At 67.5% G+C, this 24136-nt stretch carries 26 protein-coding genes and 1 tRNA gene; 8 read left to right on the top strand and 19 right to left on the bottom strand.

Annotated features, from left to right (window positions below):
• Positions 1–3 precede the first annotated feature (3 nt).
• Positions 4–85, bottom strand: a tRNA-Tyr gene (locus tag F0U44_RS13630).
• A gap of 120 nt (positions 86–205) precedes the next feature.
• Here F0U44_RS13630 and F0U44_RS13635 point away from each other — a divergent pair.
• Positions 206–697: a YajQ family cyclic di-GMP-binding protein gene (locus F0U44_RS13635; RefSeq protein ID WP_149728800.1), complete on the top strand. Its 492-nt coding sequence runs from the start codon at positions 206–208 to the stop codon at positions 695–697.
• A gap of 10 nt (positions 698–707) precedes the next feature.
• On the opposite strand, the gene F0U44_RS13640 is transcribed toward F0U44_RS13635, so the two are convergent.
• The 6 genes from F0U44_RS13640 to F0U44_RS13660 form a co-directional block, all read right to left on the bottom strand.
• Entirely contained in the window at positions 708–1295 is a 588-nt protein-coding gene (locus tag F0U44_RS13640) for a hypothetical protein (RefSeq protein WP_149728801.1), read from the bottom strand.
• A 13-nt stretch (positions 1296–1308) separates the two neighbouring features.
• Positions 1309–1446 carry a hypothetical protein gene (locus tag F0U44_RS23030; protein WP_188113474.1) on the bottom strand — a complete coding sequence of 46 codons (138 nt, stop codon included), beginning with the start codon at positions 1444–1446 and terminating at the stop codon, positions 1309–1311.
• 128 nt (positions 1447–1574) lie between these two features.
• A complete protein-coding gene (locus tag F0U44_RS13645; RefSeq protein WP_149728802.1) occupies positions 1575–1949 on the bottom strand; it encodes a hypothetical protein in 375 nt (124 codons plus the stop codon).
• Positions 1943–2788, bottom strand: coding sequence for a hypothetical protein (locus F0U44_RS13650; protein ID WP_149728803.1), 846 nt, complete (start codon positions 2786–2788; stop codon positions 1943–1945). Before F0U44_RS13650 ends, F0U44_RS13645 begins: the two co-directional genes overlap by 7 nt.
• A gap of 172 nt (positions 2789–2960) precedes the next feature.
• Entirely contained in the window at positions 2961–3341 is a 381-nt protein-coding gene (locus F0U44_RS13655; RefSeq protein WP_149728804.1) for a hypothetical protein, read from the bottom strand.
• Between the two features lie 29 nt (positions 3342–3370).
• Complete coding sequence (locus F0U44_RS13660; protein ID WP_149728805.1) at positions 3371–4201, bottom strand: hypothetical protein; 831 nt, start codon at positions 4199–4201, stop codon at positions 3371–3373.
• A gap of 153 nt (positions 4202–4354) precedes the next feature.
• Here F0U44_RS13660 and F0U44_RS13665 point away from each other — a divergent pair, with 153 nt between their 5' ends.
• Together F0U44_RS13665 and F0U44_RS13670 are read left to right on the top strand one after the other, a co-directional pair.
• Positions 4355–4576, top strand: coding sequence for a hypothetical protein (locus F0U44_RS13665; RefSeq protein ID WP_149728806.1), 222 nt, complete (start codon positions 4355–4357; stop codon positions 4574–4576).
• A complete protein-coding gene (locus F0U44_RS13670) occupies positions 4566–5039 on the top strand; it encodes an SRPBCC domain-containing protein (protein WP_149728807.1) in 474 nt (157 codons plus the stop codon). Before F0U44_RS13665 ends, F0U44_RS13670 begins: the two co-directional genes overlap by 11 nt.
• 32 nt (positions 5040–5071) lie before the next feature.
• Here F0U44_RS13670 and F0U44_RS13675 read toward each other — a convergent pair whose 3' ends face one another.
• The 4 genes from F0U44_RS13675 to F0U44_RS13690 are packed head-to-tail and all read right to left on the bottom strand — an operon-like array spanning position 5072 to position 8774.
• Complete coding sequence (locus tag F0U44_RS13675) at positions 5072–6058, bottom strand: sulfate/molybdate ABC transporter ATP-binding protein (protein WP_149728808.1); 987 nt, start codon at positions 6056–6058, stop codon at positions 5072–5074.
• Positions 6055–6867, bottom strand: a complete 813-nt coding sequence (locus F0U44_RS13680; protein ID WP_149728809.1) for a sulfate ABC transporter permease — start codon at positions 6865–6867, stop codon at positions 6055–6057. Before F0U44_RS13680 ends, F0U44_RS13675 begins: the two co-directional genes overlap by 4 nt.
• On the bottom strand, positions 6860–7711 hold the full coding sequence (cysT, locus tag F0U44_RS13685; protein WP_149728810.1) for a sulfate ABC transporter permease subunit CysT: 852 nt from the start codon (positions 7709–7711) through the stop codon (positions 6860–6862). Before cysT ends, F0U44_RS13680 begins: the two co-directional genes overlap by 8 nt.
• A gap of 10 nt (positions 7712–7721) precedes the next feature.
• Positions 7722–8774 carry a sulfate ABC transporter substrate-binding protein gene (locus F0U44_RS13690; RefSeq protein ID WP_149728811.1) on the bottom strand — a complete coding sequence of 351 codons (1053 nt, stop codon included), beginning with the start codon at positions 8772–8774 and terminating at the stop codon, positions 7722–7724.
• A gap of 354 nt (positions 8775–9128) precedes the next feature.
• Between F0U44_RS13690 and F0U44_RS13695 the strand changes: the two genes are divergently transcribed.
• The 5 genes from F0U44_RS13695 to F0U44_RS13715 all read left to right on the top strand — a co-directional run bounded on the left by F0U44_RS13695 (position 9129) and on the right by F0U44_RS13715 (position 15094).
• Complete coding sequence (locus F0U44_RS13695; protein ID WP_149728812.1) at positions 9129–11096, top strand: 2-oxoacid:acceptor oxidoreductase subunit alpha; 1968 nt, start codon at positions 9129–9131, stop codon at positions 11094–11096.
• Entirely contained in the window at positions 11093–12187 is a 1095-nt protein-coding gene (locus tag F0U44_RS13700) for a 2-oxoacid:ferredoxin oxidoreductase subunit beta (RefSeq protein ID WP_149728813.1), read from the top strand. The genes F0U44_RS13695 and F0U44_RS13700 overlap by 4 nt, the downstream gene beginning before the upstream one ends.
• Before the next feature lie 107 nt (positions 12188–12294).
• Positions 12295–13218: an EamA family transporter RarD gene (gene rarD, locus F0U44_RS13705; RefSeq protein ID WP_149728814.1), complete on the top strand. Its 924-nt coding sequence runs from the start codon at positions 12295–12297 to the stop codon at positions 13216–13218.
• Between the two features lie 84 nt (positions 13219–13302).
• The gene (locus F0U44_RS13710; protein WP_149728815.1) at positions 13303–14286 is read left to right on the top strand and encodes a type IV toxin-antitoxin system AbiEi family antitoxin; all 984 of its coding nucleotides are present in this window, start codon (positions 13303–13305) and stop codon (positions 14284–14286) included.
• Entirely contained in the window at positions 14279–15094 is an 816-nt protein-coding gene (locus F0U44_RS13715) for a hypothetical protein (RefSeq protein ID WP_149728816.1), read from the top strand. The genes F0U44_RS13710 and F0U44_RS13715 overlap by 8 nt, the downstream gene beginning before the upstream one ends.
• A gap of 37 nt (positions 15095–15131) precedes the next feature.
• On the opposite strand, the gene F0U44_RS13720 is transcribed toward F0U44_RS13715, so the two are convergent.
• The 8 genes from F0U44_RS13720 to nuoH are packed head-to-tail and all read right to left on the bottom strand — an operon-like array spanning position 15132 to position 24092.
• Entirely contained in the window at positions 15132–16130 is a 999-nt protein-coding gene (locus F0U44_RS13720) for a polyprenyl synthetase family protein (RefSeq protein ID WP_246160455.1), read from the bottom strand.
• On the bottom strand, positions 16127–17722 hold the full coding sequence (nuoN, locus tag F0U44_RS13725; RefSeq protein WP_149728817.1) for an NADH-quinone oxidoreductase subunit NuoN: 1596 nt from the start codon (positions 17720–17722) through the stop codon (positions 16127–16129). Before nuoN ends, F0U44_RS13720 begins: the two co-directional genes overlap by 4 nt.
• Complete coding sequence (locus tag F0U44_RS13730) at positions 17722–19245, bottom strand: NADH-quinone oxidoreductase subunit M (RefSeq protein WP_149728818.1); 1524 nt, start codon at positions 19243–19245, stop codon at positions 17722–17724. Before F0U44_RS13730 ends, nuoN begins: the two co-directional genes overlap by 1 nt.
• Positions 19245–21191 (bottom strand): NADH-quinone oxidoreductase subunit L, encoded by a 1947-nt coding sequence (gene nuoL, locus F0U44_RS13735; protein WP_149728819.1) that lies wholly within the window; start codon positions 21189–21191, stop codon positions 19245–19247. The genes F0U44_RS13730 and nuoL overlap by 1 nt, the downstream gene beginning before the upstream one ends.
• 7 nt (positions 21192–21198) lie before the next feature.
• Complete coding sequence (nuoK, locus tag F0U44_RS13740) at positions 21199–21492, bottom strand: NADH-quinone oxidoreductase subunit NuoK (RefSeq protein WP_149728820.1); 294 nt, start codon at positions 21490–21492, stop codon at positions 21199–21201.
• Positions 21489–22247: an NADH-quinone oxidoreductase subunit J gene (locus F0U44_RS13745; RefSeq protein ID WP_149728821.1), complete on the bottom strand. Its 759-nt coding sequence runs from the start codon at positions 22245–22247 to the stop codon at positions 21489–21491. The genes nuoK and F0U44_RS13745 overlap by 4 nt, the downstream gene beginning before the upstream one ends.
• Positions 22244–22819, bottom strand: coding sequence for an NADH-quinone oxidoreductase subunit NuoI (gene nuoI / locus F0U44_RS13750; RefSeq protein ID WP_149728822.1), 576 nt, complete (start codon positions 22817–22819; stop codon positions 22244–22246). Before nuoI ends, F0U44_RS13745 begins: the two co-directional genes overlap by 4 nt.
• Positions 22812–24092 (bottom strand): NADH-quinone oxidoreductase subunit NuoH, encoded by a 1281-nt coding sequence (gene nuoH, locus F0U44_RS13755; protein WP_438616491.1) that lies wholly within the window; start codon positions 24090–24092, stop codon positions 22812–22814. The genes nuoI and nuoH overlap by 8 nt, the downstream gene beginning before the upstream one ends.
• Between the last annotated feature and the right edge of the window lie 44 nt (positions 24093–24136).

A 24136-nucleotide genomic window follows, 5' to 3' on the forward strand; every position in this document is an offset into this window, starting at 1 on the left:
CCGTGGCAGGTAGTGGATTCGAACCACTGTAGGCAATGCCGGCTGATTTACAGTCAGCTCCCTTTGGCCGCTCGGGCAACCTGCCGGGGGTGTGTTGAGACCCGATTTCCTGCGGCTCGGAGGCCCCAGGTTGGCTGGTCGACAACGACGCGAAACAATAGCGCAGCACGTGCCTGTCCAAGAAAACCAGGGGACTGAACTACTCATGGCCGACTCTTCCTTCGACATCGTCAGCAAGATCGACCGCCAGGAGGTCGACAACGCGCTCGGCCAGGCGGCCCGCGAGATCGCCACCCGCTTCGACTTCAAGGGCACCGGAGCCACGATCGAGTGGAAGGGCGAGCACGCGATCGAGATCACCGCGTCCGCCGACGACCGCGCCTCCGCCGTCCTCAGCGTCTTCCAGGACAAGCTGATCAAGCGCGACCAGTCGCTCAAGATCCTCGACGCCTCCGAGCCGCGTGCCTCGGGCCAGCAGTCCAAGATCGCGATCACCCTCAAGGAGGGGATCACGTCGGAGGACGCCAAGAAGATCAGCAAGCTGATCCGCGACGAGGGCCCCAAGGGCGTGAAGGCGCAGATCCAGGGCGACGAGCTCCGGGTGTCGTCGAAGAAGCGTGACGACCTCCAGGCCGTCATCGCCCTGGTCAAGGGCCAGGACTACGAGTTCGCGGTGCAGTTCACCAACTACCGCTGACCCGCCGACCTCAGCACACCACGATGAGGTGGAACGGCTGGTCGGTCGCCACCCCGCTCGCGTTGTAGGTGTCCACCAGCAGCCAGTCGTGGTGGTCGAGGACGGCGGGGCCCGGATAGACGTTCGCCCAGCCGGGCGTGTACATGCCCGTGCTCGTCACCGGTCCGACCGTCGCGGAGTAGGTGCACAGGTCGACGTCGACGGCGAACGACACGAGGTACTGCCCCGTGTTGGGCTTGGACGAGACGATGCCCCCGCTCTGGTGGTCGATGGAGCCGTCGGCGTTGATGCTGGCCGCAAGCACTCCGATGTCCTGGTTCGTGAGCCCGTAGTCCGTCACGTCGTCACCGGTGAGGGTGCCGTCGAGGACGTCCATCGACTGCACGCTGTTGTTGCGGAGGTCTGCCGTCGTCACCGAGTTGTTGAGGATGTCGATGCTCGCGATCGACTCGTTCTTGATGTCGACGCTCCGCACGCTGTCGTCGATGATCTCGGCGCTGCCGATGGTCGCCGCTGCATAAGCGGTCCCCGTCGTTGCCAGGAGTACGACGGCCGTGCCAGCCACGATCGTGCCGACGCTGGGCCGCGGGGTCCTCATGGCGAGAGCGTGTCTACTTGAAGACGACGGGCCCGGGCAGGACGAGACTGCCACCGCCGGCGGAGACTGTCGGGGCTGCTCCTCCCGATGCGGCGAGTGCGAGTGCAGCCGCAGCGGCGGCCAGGGCGAGGGTGATCGAGGAGCGCTTCACCCGCCCGACGCTAGACCTGTCGGCGGTCCTGCGGAACCGCCCGAAATGGCTAGGCCCGTCTCTCACGGGCCGAGTGACATGACGGTGGCCCGACTCCCCCAGGGAGCCGGGCCACCGTCGTTTTCGAATCAGCCCTTCTGGATGGGCAGGTTCTTCTTGCCGTGATCCTTGGTCGGGCGCAGACCCTTCACGCCCTTGTCGTGCTTGCTGTGACGCAGCTGCTTGCCGAGCTTGATACCCGTGGACTTCTGCGGGTGCTTGTTGACGGGCTGCTTGGGCGTCGGCGCGAAGTGACCCTTCGCGACGTGACCCTTGATGCCCGCCGGCGGCTGCTTCGGCGTGGGAGCGAAGTGGCTGGTCGCCACCGTGCCCTTGGTGCCCGGGGGCGGCTGTCCCGACGGGTCGGAGCCGGACGCGGCTCCGATCGCCGGTGCCGCGATCAACACGGCCAGCACCGTCGCCCCGGCGGCGATGCTGTGCTTGAGGGTGACCTGCATCAGCACACGACCATGATCTGGAAGGCCGTGTTGACCAGACCGCCCGCGGCATCCCGGGTCGTCGCGAAGATGGCGTTGTCGTTGCCGGAGCGGTCCGTCACACCAGTGATCGCTCCGCCGGCGCCGCCGATGCCACCCTCGCCCTGGGTCGAGAAGAACGCGCAGAACGAGATGTTGCGGCCGAAGTCCACCACGTAGGTGCCGGTGCCGACCGACGATGACGTGACGCCGCCGCTGCTGCTGAAGACCGTGCCGTCGGCGTTGATCTGGGCGGTCAGCACGCCGATGTCCTCGTTGCTCAGACCGAAGTCGACGATCTCACCAGCGTCGATGGAGCCGTCGGCGATCTCGCTCGCCTGGACGCCGTCGGTCTGGATCTGCGGGGTGCCGATCGAGTCGTTTCCGATGTCCGCCTGGGCCAAGGAGCCGTCCGTGACGTCAGCGCCCGTGAGGGATCCGTCGGACACGTCGGCGCCGGTCAGCGTCCCGTTGAGGATGTCCACCGAGGTCAGCGACTCATTGGTGATGTCAGCGGTGCCGACGGTGCCGTTCTTGATGTCGGTGCCCAACAGCGACTCGTTGAGGACGTCGACGGACTTGAGCGACTCGTTGAGGATGTCGGCCGTCGTGACCGACGCGTCGGCGATGTCGCCACTCTTGATCGTGCCGTCGAGGATGTCGATGCTCGCGATCGTTCCGTCCTTGATGTCGACGCTCGCGACGCTGTTGTTGATGATGTCGGCGCTACCGACGGTGTTGGCCGCGTACGCCGTGCCGGTCGTCGCGACGAGCACGACCGCCGTACCTGCCAGGATCTTGCCGAACGTGGGTTGGGGGAGCCTCATGCGTTTGCCGTCCTCGAGAGTTGCCGTGGGGTTGCCCGAGATGAGCCCGGGGGCCGGGCGCCCTCGCGACGCTAACCGCGCACGGACCTTCTGTAATCGGCCAAAAGAACTAATGCGGTGGGCGCGCGACCGTCACCCGACCCCGAAGGATCGGGTGACGACCGGTGTTCGATCAGCCGGGCTGGACGCGCGGGTGCTTCTTGCCCCCGTCCTTGGTGACCGGCGCGTTCTTCTTGCCCCGGTCGGACTTGTCGACGTCCCTGGCTTTCGCCGTGTGGGCCGGGCCTCGAGTGACCGGTGGCCGCTTCTCAGCCGTCGACCCCTTCGAGATCGTCCGCGACGGTCGGACCCCTTGCTTGCCGACCATCGTCGCCGTCCCCGTCAGTCGCTCGGTGCCGGGAGGTGCCGCCTTCCACACCTTCGCCGTCGCCGTGGATTGGTCATCGCGCGAGCGCTCATCCGCGGCGGACGACCCGTAGGCCATGCCCCCCGTGGCGAGCGCCACGACGACCGCGATCCCCAGGACCGCGGATCGGGCGCTTCGCACCTTCATCGGGATTCTCATCAGACCGTTCCCGTCCCCTACGGCGCGAGACAGTAGGCGTGGACAGTCACGGTCTGGCTGGCAGCGCCGTCGTTCTTCGCGAACACGATCCAGCCGTTGCCGTTCCTGCGGGAGGCGACGACATACATGGTCGAGGCCGACGACATGTCGTTGCCGCCGGAGATGACGTCCTCGCCCGCCAGACAGCTCACGGACACGTTGCCCGTACTGCCCGCAGCGATGGACGCACTCACGGCCGTGCGATCGGTGATCGTGCCCAGCTCGCTGGAGCCCACCGAGTTCGCACCGAGGTCGGTCGCGAACAGTGAGTTGTCGACGATCTCACCGGAATCGATCGAGTTGTCCTGGATCTCGGTCGCCTGCACGGCGTCGGTCTGGATCTCGTTGAACCCGACCGAGCCGTCACCGAGGTCGGCCGCCGTGAGCGTGGCGTCGAGGACGTCGGCGCTGGTGAGCGATTCGTCAGCGATGTCGTCGGAGGTGAGGGAACCGTTGAGGATGTCGACCGAGCTCAGCGACTCGTTGACGACCTTGCCGGTGCCGACCGAGTTGGTGGCGAGGTCGACGCCGAGGATCGTCCCGTTGAGGATGTCGACGGACTTGAGCGTCTCGTTGAGGACGTCGGCCGTCGTGATCGAGGCGTCCGCGATGTCGCCGCCCTTGATGGTGCCGTCCAGGATGTCGATGCTGGCGATCGTGCCGTCCTTGATATCGATGCTCTGGACGCTGTTGTTGATGATGTCGCCGCTGCCGACGGTGTTGGCCGCGTACGCCGTACCACTGGTTGCCAGGAGTACGACCACAGTGCCGGCAAGGATCTTGCCGAACGTGGGCTGAGGTAGCTTCATAGGTCTGACCGTCCTCGGGGTTGGGTGTAGCGCGATCTGTCGGCCCACCCAGGCCCCGGGGGGCCGGCTCTTCGGACGCTAGACCTCGACGCGCGCCGCGTAAACGGCCGGACGGGCTAAATCTGGGGGATGCCAACGTCTAGGGTGCGAGGCATGAACCGGGTGACCACGATCCTGCTCTCCGTGCTGATCGCGCTCGTCGCGGTCAACGGATTCCTCGTCTGGCGCGCCGATGAGCGCGCCCGCGACGACGCCGACAAGCAGTCCTGCATCCAGAAGGCCGAGGCCACCGGGATCATCGTCCTGCTCGGGGGCGAGAGCGAGGGACGGGTGGACGCAGCGCGCACCCTAGCGAGCCAGATCGATGCCTGCTGACCCGCGGGCCATCGCCGACATCGACGCTCCGCTCGACACGGTGTGGGGCGTCATGCTCGACACCGAGGCGTACGGCGACTGGAACCCCTTCCTCTACGGGATCGAGACCCCGCAACCGGCCACGGTCGGCAACCCGATCGTGCTCCACGTCCGCTGGCCCAACGGCAAGACGACCCGGTCCCCGGAGGTGATCACGGTCATCGAACCGCCCACGACCGACGCCGACGGCGTCACGACGGCACGGCTCTCCTACAAATACGTCGGCTTCCCCTCGAAGATCGGCCTGATCCAGGGCACCCGCCACCAACGGCTGACCCAGCGTCCGGGCGGTCCGACGACCTACGACACCGTCGAGGAGTTCAGCGGACCCGCCGTACGGCTCGCCGGCCCCGGGCGCGTGGCCGACGGGTTCCGGCGGCATGCCGAAGCGCTCAAGCGCCGAGCGGAGTCGCTCGGCGCCTGAGCGCCGGTGTTCAGCAGGCCGGGATCAACAGGTCAGACGGCGACCATCGCCGGCACCGTCACGGCACCGATCGCGGCCGTGAGCCACACCTTCGAGCCGAGCTCGATGTCCAGCGACCGCGCGTGGCTGCGCGACAGGACCACCGAGACCGGGTCGGAGCTGCCGAACTCCGGGTCGAGCTCGACCTGCAGCCGCACCTCGAAGCCGACGCGGAGTGCCCGCGTGACCGTGCCGGGGAAGGCTCCCGCGTGGCCCGGCGTCACCGCGACCTCGACATCGTGCGGGCGCAGCCGGACCGGTCCGAGACGGGTGACCTCGCCGAGGAAGCCCATGACGAAGTCGTTGGCCGGCTCGTCGTAGAGCTGGTCGGGGCTGCCGACCTGCTCGACGCGACCCTGGTTGATGACGACGATCTCGTCGGCGACCTCCATGGCCTCCTCCTGGTCGTGCGTGACGAACACCGTCGTCACGTGGACCTCGTCGTGCAGGCGCCGCAGCCAGTCACGCAGCTCCTTGCGGACCTTGGCGTCGAGGGCGCCGAACGGCTCGTCGAGGAGGAGCACGGTCGGCTCCACCGCGAGCGCACGCGCCAGCGCCATGCGCTGACGCTGACCGCCCGAGAGCTGCGACGGCATCCGGTCGGCGAACTGCGAGAGGTGCACCAGCTCCAGGAGCTCGCCCACCCGCCTCTTCACCTCCGCCTTCGGCGTCTTGCGGATCTCCAGGCCGAACGCCACGTTCTTCGCGACGGTCATGTGCTTGAAGACCGCGTAGTGCTGGAAGACGAAGCCGACGTTGCGCTTCTGCGGCGGCAGCTTGGTGGCGTCGACACCCTCGATCGAAACGTTGCCGTGGTCGGCGGTGTCGAGACCGGCGATGATCCGCAGGAGGGTCGACTTGCCACCACCCGACGGGCCGAGCAGCGCGGTGAGCTGACCGGTCGGGAGCGACACGTTCACGTCGTCGAGGGCGTAGAAGTCGCCGTACTTCTTGGTCAGGTTGCTTACTTCGATGCTCACTTGTGGATCTCCTTCGGGCGGAGCAGAGAGACGACCACGATGCAGATCACGCTCAGGAAGGCGAGCACGAAGGCGACGGAGTAGGCGCCGGGCTGGTCGAAGCTCTCGTACTTCGACTCGACCAGCAGCGTCGCGGTCTGGGTCTGGTTGATGACGTTGCCGGACACGACCTTCACCGCGCCGAACTCGCCGAGGCTGCGGGCGAGGCTCAGCACCACGCCGTAGACGACAGCCCACTTGATGGACGGGAGCGTGATCCGCCAGAACGTCTGGCGGAAGTTGGCCCCGAGGCTGCGCGCCGCCTGCTCCTGGTCGTCACCGATCTCATGGAGGACGGGCACGACCTCACGCACGATCAGCGGCAGCGCGACGAAGCAGGTCGCCATGATCATGCCGGTGCCGCTGAAGATGATCTGGATGCCGTTCTCCGCGAGCGTCTCACCGAACCAGCCGCCGTTCGGCTTGTAGACGAGCAGCAGCGCGAGGCCGACGACGACCGGGGAGACCGCCATCGGGAGGTCGATGAGCGCCGACAGGACCCGCTTGCCGGGGAACTCGTAGCGCACCAGCAGCAGCGAGATCGTGACGCCGAAGACCAGGTTGATCACCACGGCCTGGATCGCGATCTGCAGCGTCAGCGACAGCGCGTGGACGGTGGCGGGATCGGTGAAGACCTCGAGCATCGAGCCGACGCCGTCGGCGAAGGCGGTGCGCACGATCGTCGTCACCGGCCAGGCCACCAGGAAGAAGACGTAGCCGACAGCGAGCAGGCGCAGCAGCCACTTGACGGGCGTGGATACCTCAAGCACGTGCGCTCACCCGCCTCTGGATGATGTCGAGCAGCACGATCACGAAGAGCGCGACAGCAAGCATCAGGCTCGCGACGGCAGCGGCCGAGGCCTGGCTGCCGTTCTCGATGTGCGTGAGCACGCGGACCGAGACGACCTCGGTGCTGAACGGCTTGTTGCCGCTGAGCAGCACCAACGAGCCGTACTCCGCGATCGCCCGCGCGAACGACAACGCCGCACCCGCGGTGATCGCCGGCACCAGGCTCGGCAGGATCACCCGACGGAAGATGGTCAGCCGGGTCGCACCGAGCGATGCGGCCGCCTCCTCCACGTCGTGGTCGAGCTCCTCGAGCACCGGCTGCACCGTGCGCACGATGAACGGAAGCGTGACGAAAGCCAGCGCGAGCGTCACGGCGTTGCGCGTGTAGGCCCAGTGCAGGTCGAGCGGGCTGTTGGGCCCGTAGAGACCAAGGAGCACGAGGCCGGCCACGATGGTCGGCAGCGCGAACGGGATGTCGATGATGACGTCGAGGATCCGCTTGCCGAAGAACCGGTCACGCACGAGCACCCAGGCGATGACCGTGCCCATCACGATGTTGACGAGGGTGACGAGTGCGGACTGGCCGACGGTGAGTCGGACGGCCGCCATGGTCTGCGGGTTGGTGATCGTGTCGATGTAGCCCGACCAGCCGCGATCGCTGGCAGACACGACGACGGCGGTCAGGGGGATCAGCACCAGAAGGCTGAACCATATGAGCGAAATCCCCAGGGCGAGTGACGAACCTGGGGTCAGAGTCACGCGGCGACCCGCCCGACGCCGGGGCGTCGGGCGGGTCGTCGGTGCATCAAGAGATGCTGCAGTCATCCCTTGACCGTCAGTCTTCCTGCGCGTCTGAGCCGGACTTCTCGATCAGGTCGATGACGATGCCCAGAGGCTCACCGTCCTCGCCGTCCGCGAAGAACTTCTCGGCCGCCTCGCTCCAGCCACCGAAGTCGCCGTCGATGGTGAAGAGCTGAGCCGGGGTCGGGAACGGGTTGGCCGGGTCGTTGGCACCCTCGACCTCGGGAACCTCGACGCCCTCGACACCAGCGGTCGGGCGGAAGCCGTAGCCCGCGTAGATCTCCTGGCCCTCAGCGCTCTCGAGGAAGTCGAGGAAGTCCTGCGCACCGTCCTTGGCGTCGACCGTGACCGCGGCCGGGTTCTCGATCAGCAGGGTGTCCTCCGGGATGACGTAGTCGATGTCGGTCCCGTTCTGCTTGGCGAGGATCGCCTCGTTCTCGTAGGTGATGAGGACGTCCTGGTCACCCTCGAGGAACGCCGACGTCGCGTCACGCGCGCTGGCCGGGAGGACCGGCGTGTTCGCGAGGAGCTGGGAGATGTACTCCTTGGCCTCGTCCTCGGTGCCACCGTTGCCGATGACGTGCTGCCAGGCGGCGAGCATGGACCAGCGTGCGGCGCCCGACGAACCCGGGTTGGCGGCGACGATCGACGTGCCGTCCTTGACGAGGTCGTCCCAGCCGGCGATGCCCTCGGGGTTGCCCTTGCGGACCACGAAGACGACGACCGAGCTGGTTGCGATGCCGTTGGTGGCGTTGTCCTTCCAGTCCTCGGCGACGAGACCGGCGTCGACGACGCGCTTCATGTCGGTCTCGAGCGAGAAGTGGACGATGTCAGCTTCAGCGCCCGCCTCGACGGCGCGGCTCTGGTCACCCGACGCACCGTAGGACGGGGCGAAGTCGATGTCCTTGCCCGCGTCGGTGTCCTCGAACGCCTTGAACTCGGCGTCGTTGGCCGTCTCGAGGACGGAGAACCCGACCAGCGACAGCGTGTCCTTCGACCCACCGCCGCCGATGTCGTTGCTGGTGCAGGCGGTCAAGGCCAGCACCCCGGTCAAACCCACGACCGTTGCCTTGATCGTCTTCTTCATGGCGTCACTTCCTGACTTCGTGTCCCTGCCGATGCCCCTGGAGGCGCGGCCTTGATGTGAATGACGGGTAGATTACTAGACTTTAGTAAGTCAATGTCCAACTCCCGCGTGTCGGACACGACGACGCACGCTCAGGAGCCGCTCAGGTTGTGAGCGAGGTCACCCGCCAGGGCCGCCCAGGGGCTAGCAAAGAATCGGTCGGGCCGATCAGGCGGACTATCGTGGGGCAGCGTGTCGCGACCGTCCGGAAGAGACGTTGGACACGTGTCCACCCAAAAACTGGAACAGGTTCTAGAATGATGGACCTCAGCGCACGTTGCCCCGGAATCGGGCTGTAGTGAAAGTGATCCGCAAGTGAGTCAGACCAAGCAGGTCAAGCAGCTCGACCGGGTGATCATCCGGTTCGCCGGTGACTCCGGCGACGGCATGCAGCTGACCGGTGACCGGTTCACCCAGGAGTCGGCCGTCTTCGGCAACGACCTGGTGACCCTGCCTAACTTCCCTGCCGAGATCCGCGCCCCTCAGGGGACGCTCCCGGGTGTCTCGTCCTTCCAGGTGCACTTCGCCGACCACGACATCCTGACCGCCGGCGACCGGCCTGACGTCCTCGTGGCGATGAACCCGGCCGCCCTGAAGGCCAACGTCGGCGACCTGCCCAAGGGCGCCGCGATCATCGTGGACACCCACGACTTCACCAAGCGCAACCTCGACAAGGCCGGTTACGCGACCAACCCGCTCGACTTCCTCGGTGACGCCAACGACCCGCTGGGCGAGTTCCAGGTCCACGCGGTCGACCTGACCGGCATGACGGTCGAGGCGGTCAAGGAGTTCGGCCTGTCCCGCAAGGACGCCGCGCGCGCGAAGAACATGTTCGCCCTGGGCCTCCTCTCCTGGATGTACGGCCGCCCCACCGAGCCGACCACCAAGTTCCTCGAGGGCAAGTTCAAGAAGAGCCCCGACATCCTGGGGGCCAACCTGGCCGCCTTCACGGCCGGCTGGAACTTCGGCGAGACGACCGAGACCTTCGTGGTCCGCTACGAGATCAAGCCGGCGGTCCTGCCCTCGGGCACCTATCGCAACATCACCGGCAACCTGGCGCTCTCCTACGGCCTGATCGCCGCGGGCGTGCGCTCCGGCCTGCCGGTCTTCCTGGGCTCCTACCCGATCACCCCGGCCACCGACATCCTCCACGAGCTCGCGAAGCACAAGTCCTTCGGCGTGACCACGCTGCAGGCCGAGGACGAGATCGCCGGCGTCGGTGCCGCGATCGGTGCCTCCTTCGCGGGCTCCCTGGGCGTCACCACCACCTCGGGCCCCGGTATCGCGCTGAAGTCCGAGGCGATCGGCCTCGCGGTGATGACCGAGCTCCCGCTCCTCGTCGTCGACGTGCAGCGAGGTGGCCCCTCCACCGGCCTGCCGACCAAGACCGAGCAGGCCGACCTGATGCAGGCCATGTACGGCCGCAACGGCGAGGCACCGGTCCCGATCGTCGCCCCGCAGTCGCCCGGCGACTGCTTCGCCGCCGCGGTCGAGGCCGCCCGGATCGCCATCACCTACCGCACCCCGGTCCTGCTGCTCTCCGACGGCTACCTCGCCAACGGCTCCGAGCCGTGGATGATCCCGTCTGTCGACGACCTCCCGGTCATCGAGCCCAACTTCGCCACGGGCCCCAACCACGTCTCCGCCAAGTCAGCTGACGGCGAACCGGACGAGTTCTGGCCCTACCTGCGCGACCCCGAGACCCTGGCCCGCCCGTGGGCGATCCCGGGCACCGCGGGCCTCGAGCACCGCATCGGTGGCCTGGAGAAAGGCGAGGGCCACGGCAACATCTCCTACGACCCGGCCAACCACGACCTGATGGTCCGCACCCGCCAGGCCAAGATCAACGCGATCGCCAAGTCCCTCCCGCCGCTCGAGGTCGACGACCCGTCCGGCGAGGCCAAGGTCCTCGTGATCGGCTGGGGATCGACGTACGGCCCGATCGGTGCCGCCTGCCGCCGCGTGCGCCGCGCCGGCTACCACGTCGCCCAGACCCACCTGCGCCACCTCAACCCGTTCCCGCAGGACCTCGGCGCCATCCTCAAGGGCTACGACAAGGTCCTCGTCCCCGAGATGAACCTCGGCCAGCTCTCCAAGCTGCTCCGGGCCGAATACCTCGTCGACGCGATCGGCTACAACCACGTCTACGGCCTGCCGCTCAAGGCAGCCGAGCTCGCCGAGGCCATCGGGCAGCTCGTCGGCCAGGCCGAGGGCATCGACGTCGACCTCGGCGAACACGGACTCAACCCGCCTGCAGACCACGAAGAGGCACCCCTCGCATGAGCATCGACATCGGTACGCCGTCCCTCCGCTCGGGCACCGAGCTGGTCCCGACCTTCGACGGCCCTCAGACCGGCAAGGAGTACACCTCCGACCAGGAGGTCCGCTGGTGCCCCGGCTGCGGTGACTACGCCGTCCTCAAGGCGGTCCAGTCCTTCCTGCCCGACCTCGGCCTGCGTCGCGAGAACATCGTGTTCGTCTCCGGCATCGGCTGCTCCTCGCGGTTCCCCTACTACCTCGACACCTACGGCATGCACTCGATCCACGGCCGCGCGCCGTCGATCGCGACCGGCATCGCCACCGCCCGCGAGGACCTGAACGTGTGGGTCGTCACCGGCGACGGCGACGCGCTCTCGATCGGTGGCAACCACCTGATCCACGCGCTGCGCCGCAACGTCAACATGACGATCCTGCTGTTCAACAACCGGATCTACGGCCTCACCAAGGGCCAGTACTCCCCCACCTCCGAGGTCGGCAAGGTCACCAAGACCAGCCCCCTCGGCTCACTGGACCACCCGTTCAACCCGGTCTCCCTCGCGCTCGGCGCCGAGGCCACCTTTGTCGCCCGCACCATCGACAGCGACCGCAAGCACCTCACGGGGGTCCTCGCTGCCGCAGCCGCCCACCGCGGCACCTCGTTCGTCGAGATCTACCAGAACTGCCCGATCTTCAACGACGGTGCGTTCGACGCGATCAAGGACAACGAGACCAAGGACCACGCGATCATCCCGCTGGTCCATGGCGAGCCGATCACCTTCGGCGCGAAGGACGCGACCACCGGGATGGGCGACAAGGCCCTGGTCCGCACCGGCGGCGGCGTCGAGGTCATCGACACCGCGTCGGCCCGCGTGGAGCAGATCCTCGCCCACGACGCGCACGACCCCGACCCCTCCACGGCGTTCGCGATCTCGCGACTCACCGCGGCGGACTACCTCAACCGCTCGCCGATCGGCATCTTCCGCCAGGTCGAGCGCCCGACCTACGACGACCTCGCCCGCGCACAGGTCAACGACGCCAAGGCGTCCGTCGACGGCACCGACACCGACCGGCTCACGAAGTTGCTCAACGCCGGCGACACCTGGAACATCGGCTGATCCGATCCCGACCCAGCGTGGGCCCCGCCGAACGGCGGGGCCCACGGTCGTTTTCCGGCGTACGCCGTCGCCTGGTGTCATGACCGTCGAGGCCCTACGCTTATGACATGACGGAGAGTCGGCGCGGACTGTTGTTCGGCGTCGCGGCCTACGGTCTGTGGGGCGTCTTTCCGCTCTACTTCCCGCTCCTGGAGCCGAGCGGCCCGGTCGAGATCCTCGCCAACCGCATCGTCTGGTCGGCCCTTGTCATGGCGTTGCTGGTGGTCGCGCTCCGGCGACGCGCTGCGCTCGCGGCGCTGCTGCGCGACCGCCGTACGACGTTGCTCCTCATGCTGGCCGCCGCCACCATCACGGCCAACTGGGGCACCTACATCTACGCCGTGAACTCGTCCCGTGTCGTCGAGACCTCGCTCGGCTACTTCATCAACCCGCTCGTCACGATGCTGATGGGTGTCCTGATCCTGGGCGAGCGCCTCCGCTCGGTGCAGTGGACCGCGCTCGGCATCGGCTTCGTCGCGGTCGCCGTGCTGACGTGGGACTACGGCCGACCGCCGTGGGTGGCGCTGGTCCTCGCCTGCTCCTTCGGCACCTACGGGCTGGCGAAGAAGCAGGCCTCGGTCGGCGCGATCGAGAGCCTCGCTCTCGAGACGTCCCTCATCGCACCGTTCGCCCTCGGCTACCTGGCCTGGCTCGGATCCTCAGGCGGCGCCCACTTCGGCTCCGAGGGCGTCGGCCACGTGGTGCTGCTGATGACGAGCGGCGTCGTGACTGCGATCCCCCTGCTCCTCTTCGGCGGCGCAGCCACGCGGCTCCCGATGGTCACCCTCGGCCTGCTGCAGTACCTCGCGCCCGTCCTCCAGCTGGCGCTGGCGATCACGATCCTCGACGAGCACATGGGCACCGGTCGATGGATCGGCTTCAGCCTGGTCTGGCTCGCCCTGGCCGTCTTCACCTGGGACGCGATCGCCGAGCGGCGTCGCCAGATCGGCTCAGGCGACATTGCCGCTTTCGCGCGGGCGTCCCCAGCCTGAAGAACGGGACCAGCACGACCTTGTTCACTTTTCGATGTCGTTCAATTATGCTGAACATCCACGCTGATTGAACAAGGGAGCACCGTGGACGACTTTGACGCCATCAAGGCGCGCTTGGACGACTACGGCGTGCGCATGGAGATCGATGCCATCGCCACCATCGAATCAGAGATGGGTCAGTTGCGGGTGAGCCTGAATCGCGGCGCGTCACGGCAGTCATATGCGGTTCTCCATGGTCCCGATGTGCGCCTCAACGACGTCGCGCGGTCAATGGAACGAAGCGTTGGTCCCGTCATGGTCTGGACGCCATTCGTTCGACCCAAGACCGCCGACGGGTTCCGGCGCGCAAACATTCAGTACATCGACAATGTGGGCAACGCCTGGCTGACCTTTAACGACGTACTGATCGACGTGCGCGGGCGCACCCCAACCAACGAGGCCCGACGGCCCAGCCACACGAGTGGCAACCTGTTCAGCGCAGGGCGGGCCCAGGTCGTATTCGCTCTCCTTGCATGGCCTCAACTACGAAGAGGAACGACTCGCGAACTTGCAGAAGCGGCAGGAGTTTCGGTCGGACTCGCGCATGGAACCCTCGACCTGCTCCGGCAGACGGGTTACGGCGACGCTACCGCTCCACACGAAAGCCGGGCCCTGCTCGATCATTGGGCAGCATCGTTCCCAACTGGACTCGCTCCCCGACTGCTGCTCGGATCGTTTCGAAGTGATCCCGAACGAATCGATGAGGTACGGAAATATCGCCCGGACGACGAGATGTTCATAAGTGGAGAAGCGGCCACCGATGAGCTCCGGGGAACAGTCCGATTAATTCTGTACGTCGATGAACTGCATCCTGGTCTACCTATCGCCAACCGTTGGCGCGCGGATGGCGCGCACAACGTCGTTGTCCGGCGCAAGTTTTGGCAAGCGCCCGACGGCTCCGATGGCCCGATCGCGGGCGTCCACCTCGCGCCTGGACCGCTCGTCTACGCGGATCTCATGAGTAGCGACGACCCCCGCATCCGCACCGTCGCTCAGGAATGGGGACGGCGCCTTGCTGGACATGCCTGAATACGCGGCCGCCGTCCTTGATCCACTCCGAACGGTCGTTGCCGAAGCGTTGGCGACCGCAGCGGGACTGCAACCCGACGACCTCATGATCGTCGGTGCACACTGTCGCGACATCATCCACACAGCACTGGGTCATCGATTCGTCACGCCGGCAACTCGGGACCTGGATCTAGCTATTGCCCTGCGCGACTGGGGTTCCTATCAACAGATCGCAGACTCGTTTCCAAAGGTTGGATCGAACGGCATCTGCTACCGCATAGCTGGCCGTCCCGTTGATCTGCTGGCCTTCGGCGCAATCGAGGATCCCGTGGGCACTGTTACGCCACCTCACCGCGGAAGCCCCATGAGCGTTTGGGCGTTCGACGAGATTTACGCGGCAGCGAACCAACTCCGACTGAGCGACGAGATCGCTATCCGTATGCCTGACATACCCGGTTACGCAGCCGCCAAGCTCGGGGCATGGCTAGATAGATCCGAGTTCCACGAGACCAAGGACGCTCGAGATATCGCGCTGGCCCTTTACTGGTATGCCGAGTCGCCCTCGGTGCAAGACCGCTTGTACGAGTCCGAGGACGGTATCGCGGCCCTCATCGCGGAGGACACCGACGTCCCGCGCGCCGCTGCCCGCCTTCTAGGCCAAGACATCGCCAAGATGATCGGGGCTCTCAGGCTCGCCGAACTGCTCGCCCGTTGGCCCGGCAACATCAACCTACTGGTGGACAACCTGAAGACGTCGAACAACGAGGCGCAGACGGAGCGTCGCTATGAGCTGGTCCGAGCCCTCAGCGATGGCCTGACCACCACTTAGCCGGCGGACGCCAGCGCAGGCCGCAACCCGCCCAGATTCAGGCGGTGCGGGTGGCGACGACGTCGGCGAAGGCATCGAGCGCGCTGCGGACCGAGCCCTCCGGTAGGACGGCGAGGAGGCGCTTGGCCTCCTGGGCGCGGGCCACGACGTAGGCGCGGGCCTCGTCCATCGCGGGGTGCTTGCGGAGCAGGTCGAGCGCCTCGGCGTGCAGGTCGTCGGCCGTGAGGTCGGCGGCGAGCAGCTCGAGAAGCCGGGCGTCGGCCGGGTCGGTCGACGCCTTCGCCATCAGTACGGGGAGCGTCGGCACGCCCTCTCGGAGGTCGGTGCCGGGCGTCTTGCCCGACTCCTCGGTCTCCGAGGCGATGTCGAGGATGTCGTCAGAGAGCTGGAACGCGGTGCCGACGAGCTCGCCGTACTCGGTGAGGGCCGTGACGACCTCGGGCGACGCGCCGCCGAACAGCGCGCCGTAGCGAGCCGACGTGGCGATCAGCGAGCCCGTCTTGCCGGCGACGACCTCGAGGTAGTGCGCGAGCGCGTCCTCGCCCTCGGCCGGTTCGACGGTCTCGAGGATCTGGCCCTCGACCAGGCGGGTGAACGTCTCGGCCTGGATGCGGACCGCTTCAGGGCCCAGCTGCGAGGTCAGCTCGGACGACTTGGCGAAGAGCCAGTCGCCGGTCAGGATCGCGACCAGGTTGTCGTAGCGCGAGTTGGCCGAGTCGGCACCGCGGCGCAGGGCGGCCTCGTCCATGACGTCGTCGTGGTAGAGCGAGCCGACGTGGGTGATCTCCACGACGCACGCGGCCGTCCGGACCTCCTCGGCGTCGGGCCGGTCGCCCGCCTCGGCTGCCAGAAGCACCAGCAGCGGCCGGAAGCGCTTGCCGCCAGCGGCGAGCAGGTGGCGGGCCGCCTCCGTGACGTAGGGAGCCCGGCTGCTCGCGTGCTCGAAGAGCGCTGCCTCGACCGCAGTCATCCGGTCGCGCAGGCGCGTGGCGAGGGCTTCGTCGGTGATCGGCAGGGCCAGCTCAGCAGGGCTCACCTGATGAAGTCTCCCGCACCGGTGACCAGTTCGAGCACGGGGCCCGGCACAACGCCCAGGACCACGGTCGCCGCGAGGCAGATCGCGATGGTGCCGACGGTCAGCAGCGAGGCGTCGCTGACCGCGGCGGTCTCGCCCGGCTCGGGGTCGGTGAAGAACATCAGCTTGATGTGCCGCACGTAGAAGAAGATCGCGATGACGCTGGACACGATCGCGACCAGCACCACCCACCAGAAGCCGGCCGACATGGCCGAGGTGAAGACCGCCCACTTGCCCACGAAGCCTGCCGTCAGCGGGATCCCGGCCATCGAGAGCAGGAAGAACGCGAAGGAACCCGCGACGAGCGGCGAGCGCTTGCCGAGGCCGGCCCAGGCAGCCGTGCTGGTCGCCTCACCGCCCGCGTCGCGGACGATGGTCACGAGCGCGAAGGCGCCGACCGAGGCGAAACCGTAGGTGGTGAGGTAGAAGAGGACGCCCTCGAGCGAGGAGTACTGGCCCTTGGCGAGCTGGCCCGCACCCTGCGCGCCGATGACGCCGGTCAGCAGGAAGCCCGTGTGGGCGACCGCCGAGTAGGCGAGCATCCGCTTGACGTCGGTCTGGACGATCGCGAGCACCGCGCCGAGCAGCATCGTGGCGATCGCGACGACCGACAGCATCGGCTGCCAGCTCCACCGCTCGCCGTCGAAGGCGACGTAGAAGAGGCGCGCCAGCGCACCGAAGGCCGCGGCCTTGGTGCCGGCCGACATGAACGCGGTGACCGCGGTCGGGGCGCCCTGGTAGACGTCGGGGGTCCACGCCTGGAACGGCGCGGCGCCGACCTTGAAGAGCAGGCCGACGGACAGCAGGGCGATGCCGGTGAGCAGCAGCCAGTGCTCGGAGGTGTTGTTGCGGACGGCCTGGTCGATGCCTGCGAAGGACATCGAGCCGGCGTAGCCGTAGATGAGCGCGGCGCCGTACAGGAAGAAGCCGGAGGAGAAGGCACCGAGCAGGAAGTACTTGAGCGCGGCCTCCTGGCTCAGCAGCCGGCGACGGCGCGCCAACCCGCAGAGCAGGTAGAGGGGCAGCGACAAGACCTCGAGCGCGACGAACATGGTGAGCAGGTCGCCGGACGCCGGGAAGAGCAGCATGCCGCCGATCGCGAAGAGCAGCAGCGGGTAGACCTCGGTGTGGTCGAGACCCTGGGTGGCCGCCTGACGCTCGGCCTCGGTGCCGGGAAGGGCTGCCGCCTGGCCGGCGAACGCGGACAGGCCGCCCTCGAGCCGGCGCTCGGCGAAGAGCGCGACGCCCAGGATCCCGAAGATCAGCAGCAGGCCCCAGAGGTAGAGGGTCGGGCCGTCGATGATGACGCTGCCCTCGGCGCCGACGATGCCGCGCGCGGCACCTCCGCCGACCTCCTTGGCTTCCTTGGCGACCCAGATCGTGGCGCCCAGGGCGGCCGCGAGACCGACCAGGGAGACCAGCACCTGCGGCACCCGGCGCGACTGGCGCGGGAGAAACGCCTCGAGGAGCACGCCCACGCAGGCGGTACCGAAGACGATGAGCAGCGGGAGCAGCTCGAAATACTCGAGCGACGGCTTGCTGAAGTCGGGCATCAGTGGCCACCCTCCGACTCGACGGTGGTATCGACCAGCGGGACCACGGGGGCGTTGTCGACGACCCCGACATGAGCCAGCAGGCCATCAGTGAACGGGTTGGCCACGTCGAGGAGCGGGCCCGGGAAGAACCCGAAGAGGACCAGCGCGACCATCAGCGGCGCGATCGCGCCGAGCTCGCGCGCGTCGAGGTCCTCGGTGCCTTCGACCTCGGGAGGCGTCGGACCAGTCATCGCGCGCTGATACATCCACAGCACGTAGATCGCGGCCAAGACGATGCCGGTGACGGCGACCGCGCCGACGTACCAGGCGTAGTCGAAGGCCGACACCAGCACCAAGAACTCCGACACGAACGAGCTCAGGCCCGGCAGGCCCAGCGTCGCGAGACCCGCGACGAGGAACAGGCCGGCGAGGACCGGCGTGGCCTTCTCCAGGCCGCCCATCTCGCTGATGAGCGTGGTGCCGCGGCGGCGGTAGACGTAGCCGGCGATGAGGAACAGCGCGGCAGTGCCGACCCCGTGGTTGACCATGTAGAGGATCGCGCCGGTGCTGCCCTGGCTGCTCATCGCGAAGATGCCGAGGGTGATGAACCCGAAGTGGCTCAGCGAGGTCAGACCGATCAGGCGCAGCACGTCGTCCTGGCCGATCGCGATGAGCGCGCCGTAGACGATCGAGATCAGCGCGAGCGTGACGACGACCGGCGTGGCCCACTGCGAGGCCTCCGGGAAGATCCCGAGGCAGAACCGCAGCATGCCGAAGGTGCCGATCTTGTCGAGCACGCAGACCAGCAGCACCGAGGTGCCCGGGGTCGCGTTCTCGGTCGTGTCGGCCAGCCAGGTGTGGACCGGGAAGAGCGGCGCCTTGATCGCGAAGGCGATGAAGAAGCCGAGGAACAGCCAGCGCCCGGCGTCGGTGTTGATGTCGAGCTGGGCGAGGTCCGACAGCAGGTAGGACGGCGTCCCCTGCTCCGCGGACACGACGTAGAGCCCGATGACCGAGGCCAGCAGGATCAGGCCGCCCGCGAGCTGGAACATGAGGAACTTGAGCGCGGCGTCGCTGCGCCCGCCCCGGCCGAAGCCGCCGACGAGGAAGTAGGCCGGGATCAGCGTGGCCTCGAAGACGACGTAGAAGAGGAACACGTCGGTCGCGCAGAACACAGCGAGCGAGAGCGCCTCGAGGGCGAGCACCCAGGCGACGTAGGCCCGGGCACCGCCGCCGTCGGCGTCGTCGGCGCTGTGCCACTCGGCGACCAGTACCAGCGGGACGAGCGCCACGGTGAGCAGCACCATGAGCAGCCCGAGCCCGTCGAGGCCGAGCGCGTAGTGGACGCCGAACGCCTCGATCCAGGTGTGGGTCTCGGTGAGCTGCATGCCCTTGTCGACGTCGTAGCGGAAGGCAGCGACGACGCCGACGACCAGCGTCGCAGCCGCGATGCCGAGGCCGAGGATCCGACTCAGCGTCTTCGGGGCGACCGCCACCGCGATCGCGCCCGCGAGAGGCAGCCAGATGAGCGTGGACAACATCAGAGGTTCACCGCCACCAGGGTCAGGACGAGGACCAGGGCGCCCCCGAGGACGGACAGTGCGTAGGTGCGCACGTAGCCGGACTGCAGTCGGCGCAGGGCCTGGCCCGCGCCGCGGAGGACGAGACCGCCTCCGCTGAACGCACCGTCCACGACACCGCGGTCGGTCGCGACCAGCCCGGTCACCAGCTGACTTCCGGGGCGTACGACGAGGGCGTCGTTGATCGCGTCGCCGTAGAGGTCGGCACGCGCCGCCTTCGTCACGAACGAGACGTCGGTCGGGGCAACGCGTGGGACGTCGCGCTTCTGCACGAAGAACAAGGCGAGCGCGACGCCGATGCCCACGACGACCACGACCAGCAGGCTGATGACGAGCGCCGGCAGCGGCGGCTCCTCGTGCTCGGCGTGGCCGACCACCGGGGCCAGGAAGTCGACGATCCAGTCGCCCGCGAGCATGACGCCGCCGAGGACCGACAGCGCTGCCAGTACGACGAGCGGGCCGGTCATCACCCAGGGCGACTCGTGCGGGTGGACGGCCCCCTCTCCCTTGGAAGACCAACGCGGCTGGGTGAAGAACGTGAGCAGCATCAGCCGGGTCATGTAGAAGCCGGTGATGCCGGCGCCGAGCATCGCGCAGAGGCCGACCCAGATGTTCTCGGTCAGCGCGACCTCGATGATCTTGTCCTTGGAGAAGAAGCCGGAGAAGCCCGGGAAGCCGATGATCGCGAGATAGCCCATCGCGAAGGTCAGGAAGGTGACCGGCACCAGCTTCTGCAGGCCGCCGTAGTGGCGCATGTCGACGTCGTCGTCCATCGCGTGCATCACCGAGCCGGCGCCGAGGAACATGTTGGCCTTGAAGAAGCCGTGCGTCAGCAGGTGGAAGATCGCGAAGGCGTAGCCGGCGACGCCGAGGCCGGCGCCGAGCATCATGTAGCCGATCTGGCTCATCGTGGAACCGGCGAGCGCCTTCTTGATGTCGTCCTTGGCGCAACCGAGGATCGCACCCCACATGAGCGTGACGGTCGCGACGACGATGACCGCGGTCTGGGCGTGCGGCGCGTTCTCGAAGATGAAGTTGGAGCGCGTCACGAGGTAGACGCCGGCCGTCACCATGGTGGCCGCGTGGATGAGCGCGGAGACCGGGGTCGGGCCCTCCATGGCGTCGAGGAGCCAGGCCTGCAGCGGCACCTGGGCGGACTTGCCGCACGCGCCGATGAGCAGCAGCACGCCGATCCAGTTCATCGTCGACGCGTCGAGCGCACCGACCTGGTCACCGGCCGCGACGCCGAAGCTGATGCCACTGAAGGACGTGGTGCCGAACGTGACGAACATCAGGAAGATCGCGAGGCTCATGCCCATGTCGCCGACCCGGTTGATCACGAAGGCCTTCTTCGCGGCGGCGGCGGCCGAGTGCTTGTGCTGCCAGAAGCCGATGAGCAGGTAGGACGCCAGACCGACGCCCTCCCAGCCCAGGAAGAGGCCGACGTAGTTCTCCGCGAGGACGAGCATGAGCATCGCCGCGACGAAGAGGTTGAGGTAGCCGAAGAACCGGCGGCGACGGGCGTCGTGCGCCATGTAGCCGATCGAGTAGATGTGGATCAGCGATCCGACGCCCGTGATCAGCAGCAGGAACAGCGCCGACAGCGGGTCGTAGAGCAGGTCCATGCCGACGTGGAGGCCGCCCACGTCGATCCAGTCGTAGAGGTGCTGGGCGACCTGACGGTCGCCCTCGTCACGGCCGAGGGCAGTGAAGAAGCACGTGAGGCTGATGACGAAGGAGCCGACCGGCATGAGCGTGCCGAGGTAGTGGCCCCACTTGTCGGTGTACTTGCCGCCGAGCAGCAGGATCGCGGCGCCGGCGAGCGGCAGCGCGATGATCAGCCACAGCAGCGAGAAGACGCCGTCGGCCTCGGTGGGCGCGACCACGGGGATCGAAAGTGCAGACATCGGGCCCTCAGAACTTCAGCAGGCTGGCGTCGTCGACCGAGGCCGAGCGACGGGTCCGGAAGATGGTCATGATGATCGCGAGCCCGACCACGACCTCGGCTGCGGCCACCACCATCACGAAGAAGGCGGCGACCTGGCCGTCGAGGTTGCCGTGCTGGCGGGCGAAGGCGACGAAGGCCAGGTTGCTGGCGTTGAGCATCAGCTCGACGCACATGAACACCACGATCGCGTTGCGGCGGGTGAGCACCCCGATCGAGCCGATCGTGAAGAGGATCGCCGAGAGGACGACGTACTCGCTCATGCCTTGTCCTCCTCGATCTGGGCCTCGATCTCGCCGATGTCGTCAGCGAGGTCGGCGGCGACCCGCACCGAGCCGCGGGCGGCGAGCACCCGGGAGACCGACGCCGGCGCCGGGCTGCCGTCGGGCAGCAGCGCCGGGGTGTCGACCGCGTTGTGGCGGGCGTAGACGCCCGGTGGCGGCAGCGGTCCGAGGTGGACCCCCTTCTCGGTGAAGTCGCGCACCCGCTGCGCGGCGAGGTCGGCCTGCGTCAGCTTCGGGGTGATCCGCTCGCGGTGCGCGAGCACCATCGCGCCGACGGCCGCAGTGATCAGCAGGGCGCTGGTGACCTCGAACGCGAAGACGTAGCGGGAGAAGAGCAGGTTGGCCAGCGCCGGGACGTTGCCGCCGTCGTTGGCCTCCTCGAGCCCGGCGTCGGGACCGAAGCTGATCTGGGTCAGACCGACGATCATCACGACCGCGAAGGCCAGGCCGGTCACCCAGGCCATCACCCGCTGACCCTTGATCGTCTCGACGACCGAGTCGGAGGCGTCGACGCCGACCAGCATCAGCACGAAGAGGAAGAGCATCAGGATCGCGCCGGTGTAGACGATGATCTGCACCGAGAAGAGGAACGGCGCTTCGAGGACGGCGTAGAGCACGGCCAGGCTGATCATCACCACCGCCAGCAGCAGCGCTGCATGGACGGCCTTGCGGACGAAGAGGATCCCCAGCGCGGCCAGCACCATGATCGGTGCGAGCACCCAGAAGGCGGTCATGCGTTGTCACCCCCCTGCTTGAACTCACCGCGGTAGTAGTCCTTCTCGTCGTCGCCCAGCTGCATCGCGTGGGGCGGCTCCTGCATGCCCGGCAGCAGCGGAGCGAGCAGGTCGGACTTCTCGTAGATCAGGCTCGAGCGGCTGTCGTCGGCGAGCTCGTACTCGTTGGTCATCGTCAGCGCGCGGGTCGGGCACGCCTCGATGCAGAGACCACACAGGATGCAGCGCAGGTAGTTGATCTGGTAGACGCGGCCGTAGCGCTCACCCGGGGAGAAGCGCTGGCTGCTGCCGTCGGCATCAGGCTCGTCGGAGTTGGACGCGCCCTCGACGTAGATCGCGTCGGCCGGGCAGGCCCAGGCGCACAGCTCGCAACCGATGCACTTCTCCAGACCGTCGGGCCAGCGGTTGAGCTGGTGCCGGCCGTGGAAGCGCGGAGCGGTCGGGAACTTCTCCTTGGGGTACTGCTCGGTGACGACCTTGCGGAACATCGTCCGGAAGGTGACGCCGAAGCCGGCGACCGGGTCCCAGAACTGCTCCTTGAGCGACGGGGTGCCGGTGGACTTGTCAGCCATCGTTGGCCTCCGTCTTGCTCTGCGACTTGATGGGGTCGTTGGACGCGAAGACCAGCGGCTGGGCCGCACCCCGCACCGCGCCACCGGTCGGCATCGGCGGGACGGGGAAGCCGCCCTTGCGTGGCGCCGTCACGGTGGTGGTCGCGTCGTCCTTCTTGCTCTCCGGGATGAGGAAGAGCAGCAGGAAGACGCCGAGCAGCACACCGGCCGCGATCATCGCCGTCTGGCGATCGAACTGCAGGTCGTCGCGGGCCACGCGCATCGTGGCGACCGCGAGGATCCAGACCAGCGAGATCGGGATGAGCCGCTTCCAGCCGAACGCCATGAACTGGTCGTAACGGAGCCGCGGCAGCGAACCGCGCAGCCAGATGAAGATGAAGATGAAGAAGAGGACCTTGCCGAAGAACCACAGCACCGGCCAGTAGCCCTCGTTGGCGCCCGCCCAGAACTCGTCGATCCAGAACGGCGCGTGCCAGCCGCCGAGGAACAGCGTCGTCGCCAGCGCGGAGACCGTCGCCATGTTGATGTATTCGGCGAGGAAGAAGAGCGCGAACTTGAGCGAGGAGTATTCCGTGTGGAAGCCGCCCACCAGCTCGCCCTCGGCCTCAGGGAGGTCGAACGGTGCGCGGTTGGTCTCGCCGACCATGGCGATCGTGTAGATGAGGAACGACGGCAGCAGGATCAGGCCGAACCAGTAGTCGTCCTGAGCGGCGACGATCTCGCTGGTCGACATCGAGCCGGCATACATGAACACCGACACGAGCGCGAGGCCCATCGCGACCTCGTAGGAGATCATCTGGGCGCTCGAGCGCAGACCACCGAGCAGGGAGTACGTCGACCCGCTCGACCAGCCGCCGAGCACGATGCCGTAGATGCCGATCGAGGCGATCGCCATCACGAACAGCACGGCGACCGGCATGTCGGTGAGCTGGAGCGGCGTCTGCTCGCCGAAGAGGTTCACGACCGGGCCGAACGGGATCACGCTGAACGTCACGAAAGCAGGGACGACCGCGATCACCGGCGCGATGATGAAGACCAGCTTGTCGGCGTTCTTGGGCGTGAGGTCTTCCTTCAACGCGAGCTTCACGCCGTCGGCCAACGACTGCAACAGGCCGAAGGGGCCGTGCACGTTGGGGCCGATCCGATGCTGCATGCGAGCCACCACCCGGCGCTCCCACCAGATGTTGAAGAGCGTCAGGAGGACGAGCACCAAGAAGATGAGCAGCGTCTTGACGACGACGATCCACCAGACGTCGTTGCCGAACGCCGGCAGCTCGCCCTTGTCAGCGGTGTCCGCCGCGAGGGTCACCAGATTCG

This window comes from Nocardioides humilatus, assembly GCF_008373755.1.
Classification (GTDB): domain Bacteria; phylum Actinomycetota; class Actinomycetes; order Propionibacteriales; family Nocardioidaceae; genus Nocardioides; species Nocardioides humilatus.

Bases quoted from the DNA above. Each gene is read 5' to 3' on its own strand.
- F0U44_RS13650 (WP_149728803.1), bottom strand. From the start codon at position 2,788: ATGAGGCTCCCCCAACCCACGTTCGGCAAGATCCTGGCAGGTACGGCG.
- F0U44_RS13690 (WP_149728811.1), bottom strand. From the start codon at position 8,774: ATGAAGAAGACGATCAAGGCAACGGTCGTGGGTTTGACCGGGGTGCTG.
- F0U44_RS13730 (WP_149728818.1), bottom strand. From the start codon at position 19,245: ATGTTGTCCACGCTCATCTGGCTGCCTCTCGCGGGCGCGATCGCGGTG.
- nuoN (WP_149728817.1), bottom strand. From the start codon at position 17,722: ATGCCCGACTTCAGCAAGCCGTCGCTCGAGTATTTCGAGCTGCTCCCG.
- F0U44_RS13655 (WP_149728804.1), bottom strand. From the start codon at position 3,341: ATGAAGGTGCGAAGCGCCCGATCCGCGGTCCTGGGGATCGCGGTCGTC.
- rarD (WP_149728814.1), top strand. From the start codon at position 12,295: ATGACGGAGAGTCGGCGCGGACTGTTGTTCGGCGTCGCGGCCTACGGT.
- F0U44_RS13700 (WP_149728813.1), top strand. From the start codon at position 11,093: ATGAGCATCGACATCGGTACGCCGTCCCTCCGCTCGGGCACCGAGCTG.
- F0U44_RS13670 (WP_149728807.1), top strand. From the start codon at position 4,566: ATGCCTGCTGACCCGCGGGCCATCGCCGACATCGACGCTCCGCTCGAC.
- F0U44_RS13745 (WP_149728821.1), bottom strand. From the start codon at position 22,247: ATGACCGCCTTCTGGGTGCTCGCACCGATCATGGTGCTGGCCGCGCTG.
- cysT (WP_149728810.1), bottom strand. From the start codon at position 7,711: ATGACTGCAGCATCTCTTGATGCACCGACGACCCGCCCGACGCCCCGG.
- F0U44_RS13715 (WP_149728816.1), top strand. From the start codon at position 14,279: ATGCCTGAATACGCGGCCGCCGTCCTTGATCCACTCCGAACGGTCGTT.
- F0U44_RS13635 (WP_149728800.1), top strand. From the start codon at position 206: ATGGCCGACTCTTCCTTCGACATCGTCAGCAAGATCGACCGCCAGGAG.
- nuoL (WP_149728819.1), bottom strand. From the start codon at position 21,191: ATGTCTGCACTTTCGATCCCCGTGGTCGCGCCCACCGAGGCCGACGGC.
- F0U44_RS13640 (WP_149728801.1), bottom strand. From the start codon at position 1,295: ATGAGGACCCCGCGGCCCAGCGTCGGCACGATCGTGGCTGGCACGGCC.
- F0U44_RS13660 (WP_149728805.1), bottom strand. From the start codon at position 4,201: ATGAAGCTACCTCAGCCCACGTTCGGCAAGATCCTTGCCGGCACTGTG.
- nuoI (WP_149728822.1), bottom strand. From the start codon at position 22,819: ATGGCTGACAAGTCCACCGGCACCCCGTCGCTCAAGGAGCAGTTCTGG.
- nuoK (WP_149728820.1), bottom strand. From the start codon at position 21,492: ATGAGCGAGTACGTCGTCCTCTCGGCGATCCTCTTCACGATCGGCTCG.
- F0U44_RS13665 (WP_149728806.1), top strand. From the start codon at position 4,355: ATGAACCGGGTGACCACGATCCTGCTCTCCGTGCTGATCGCGCTCGTC.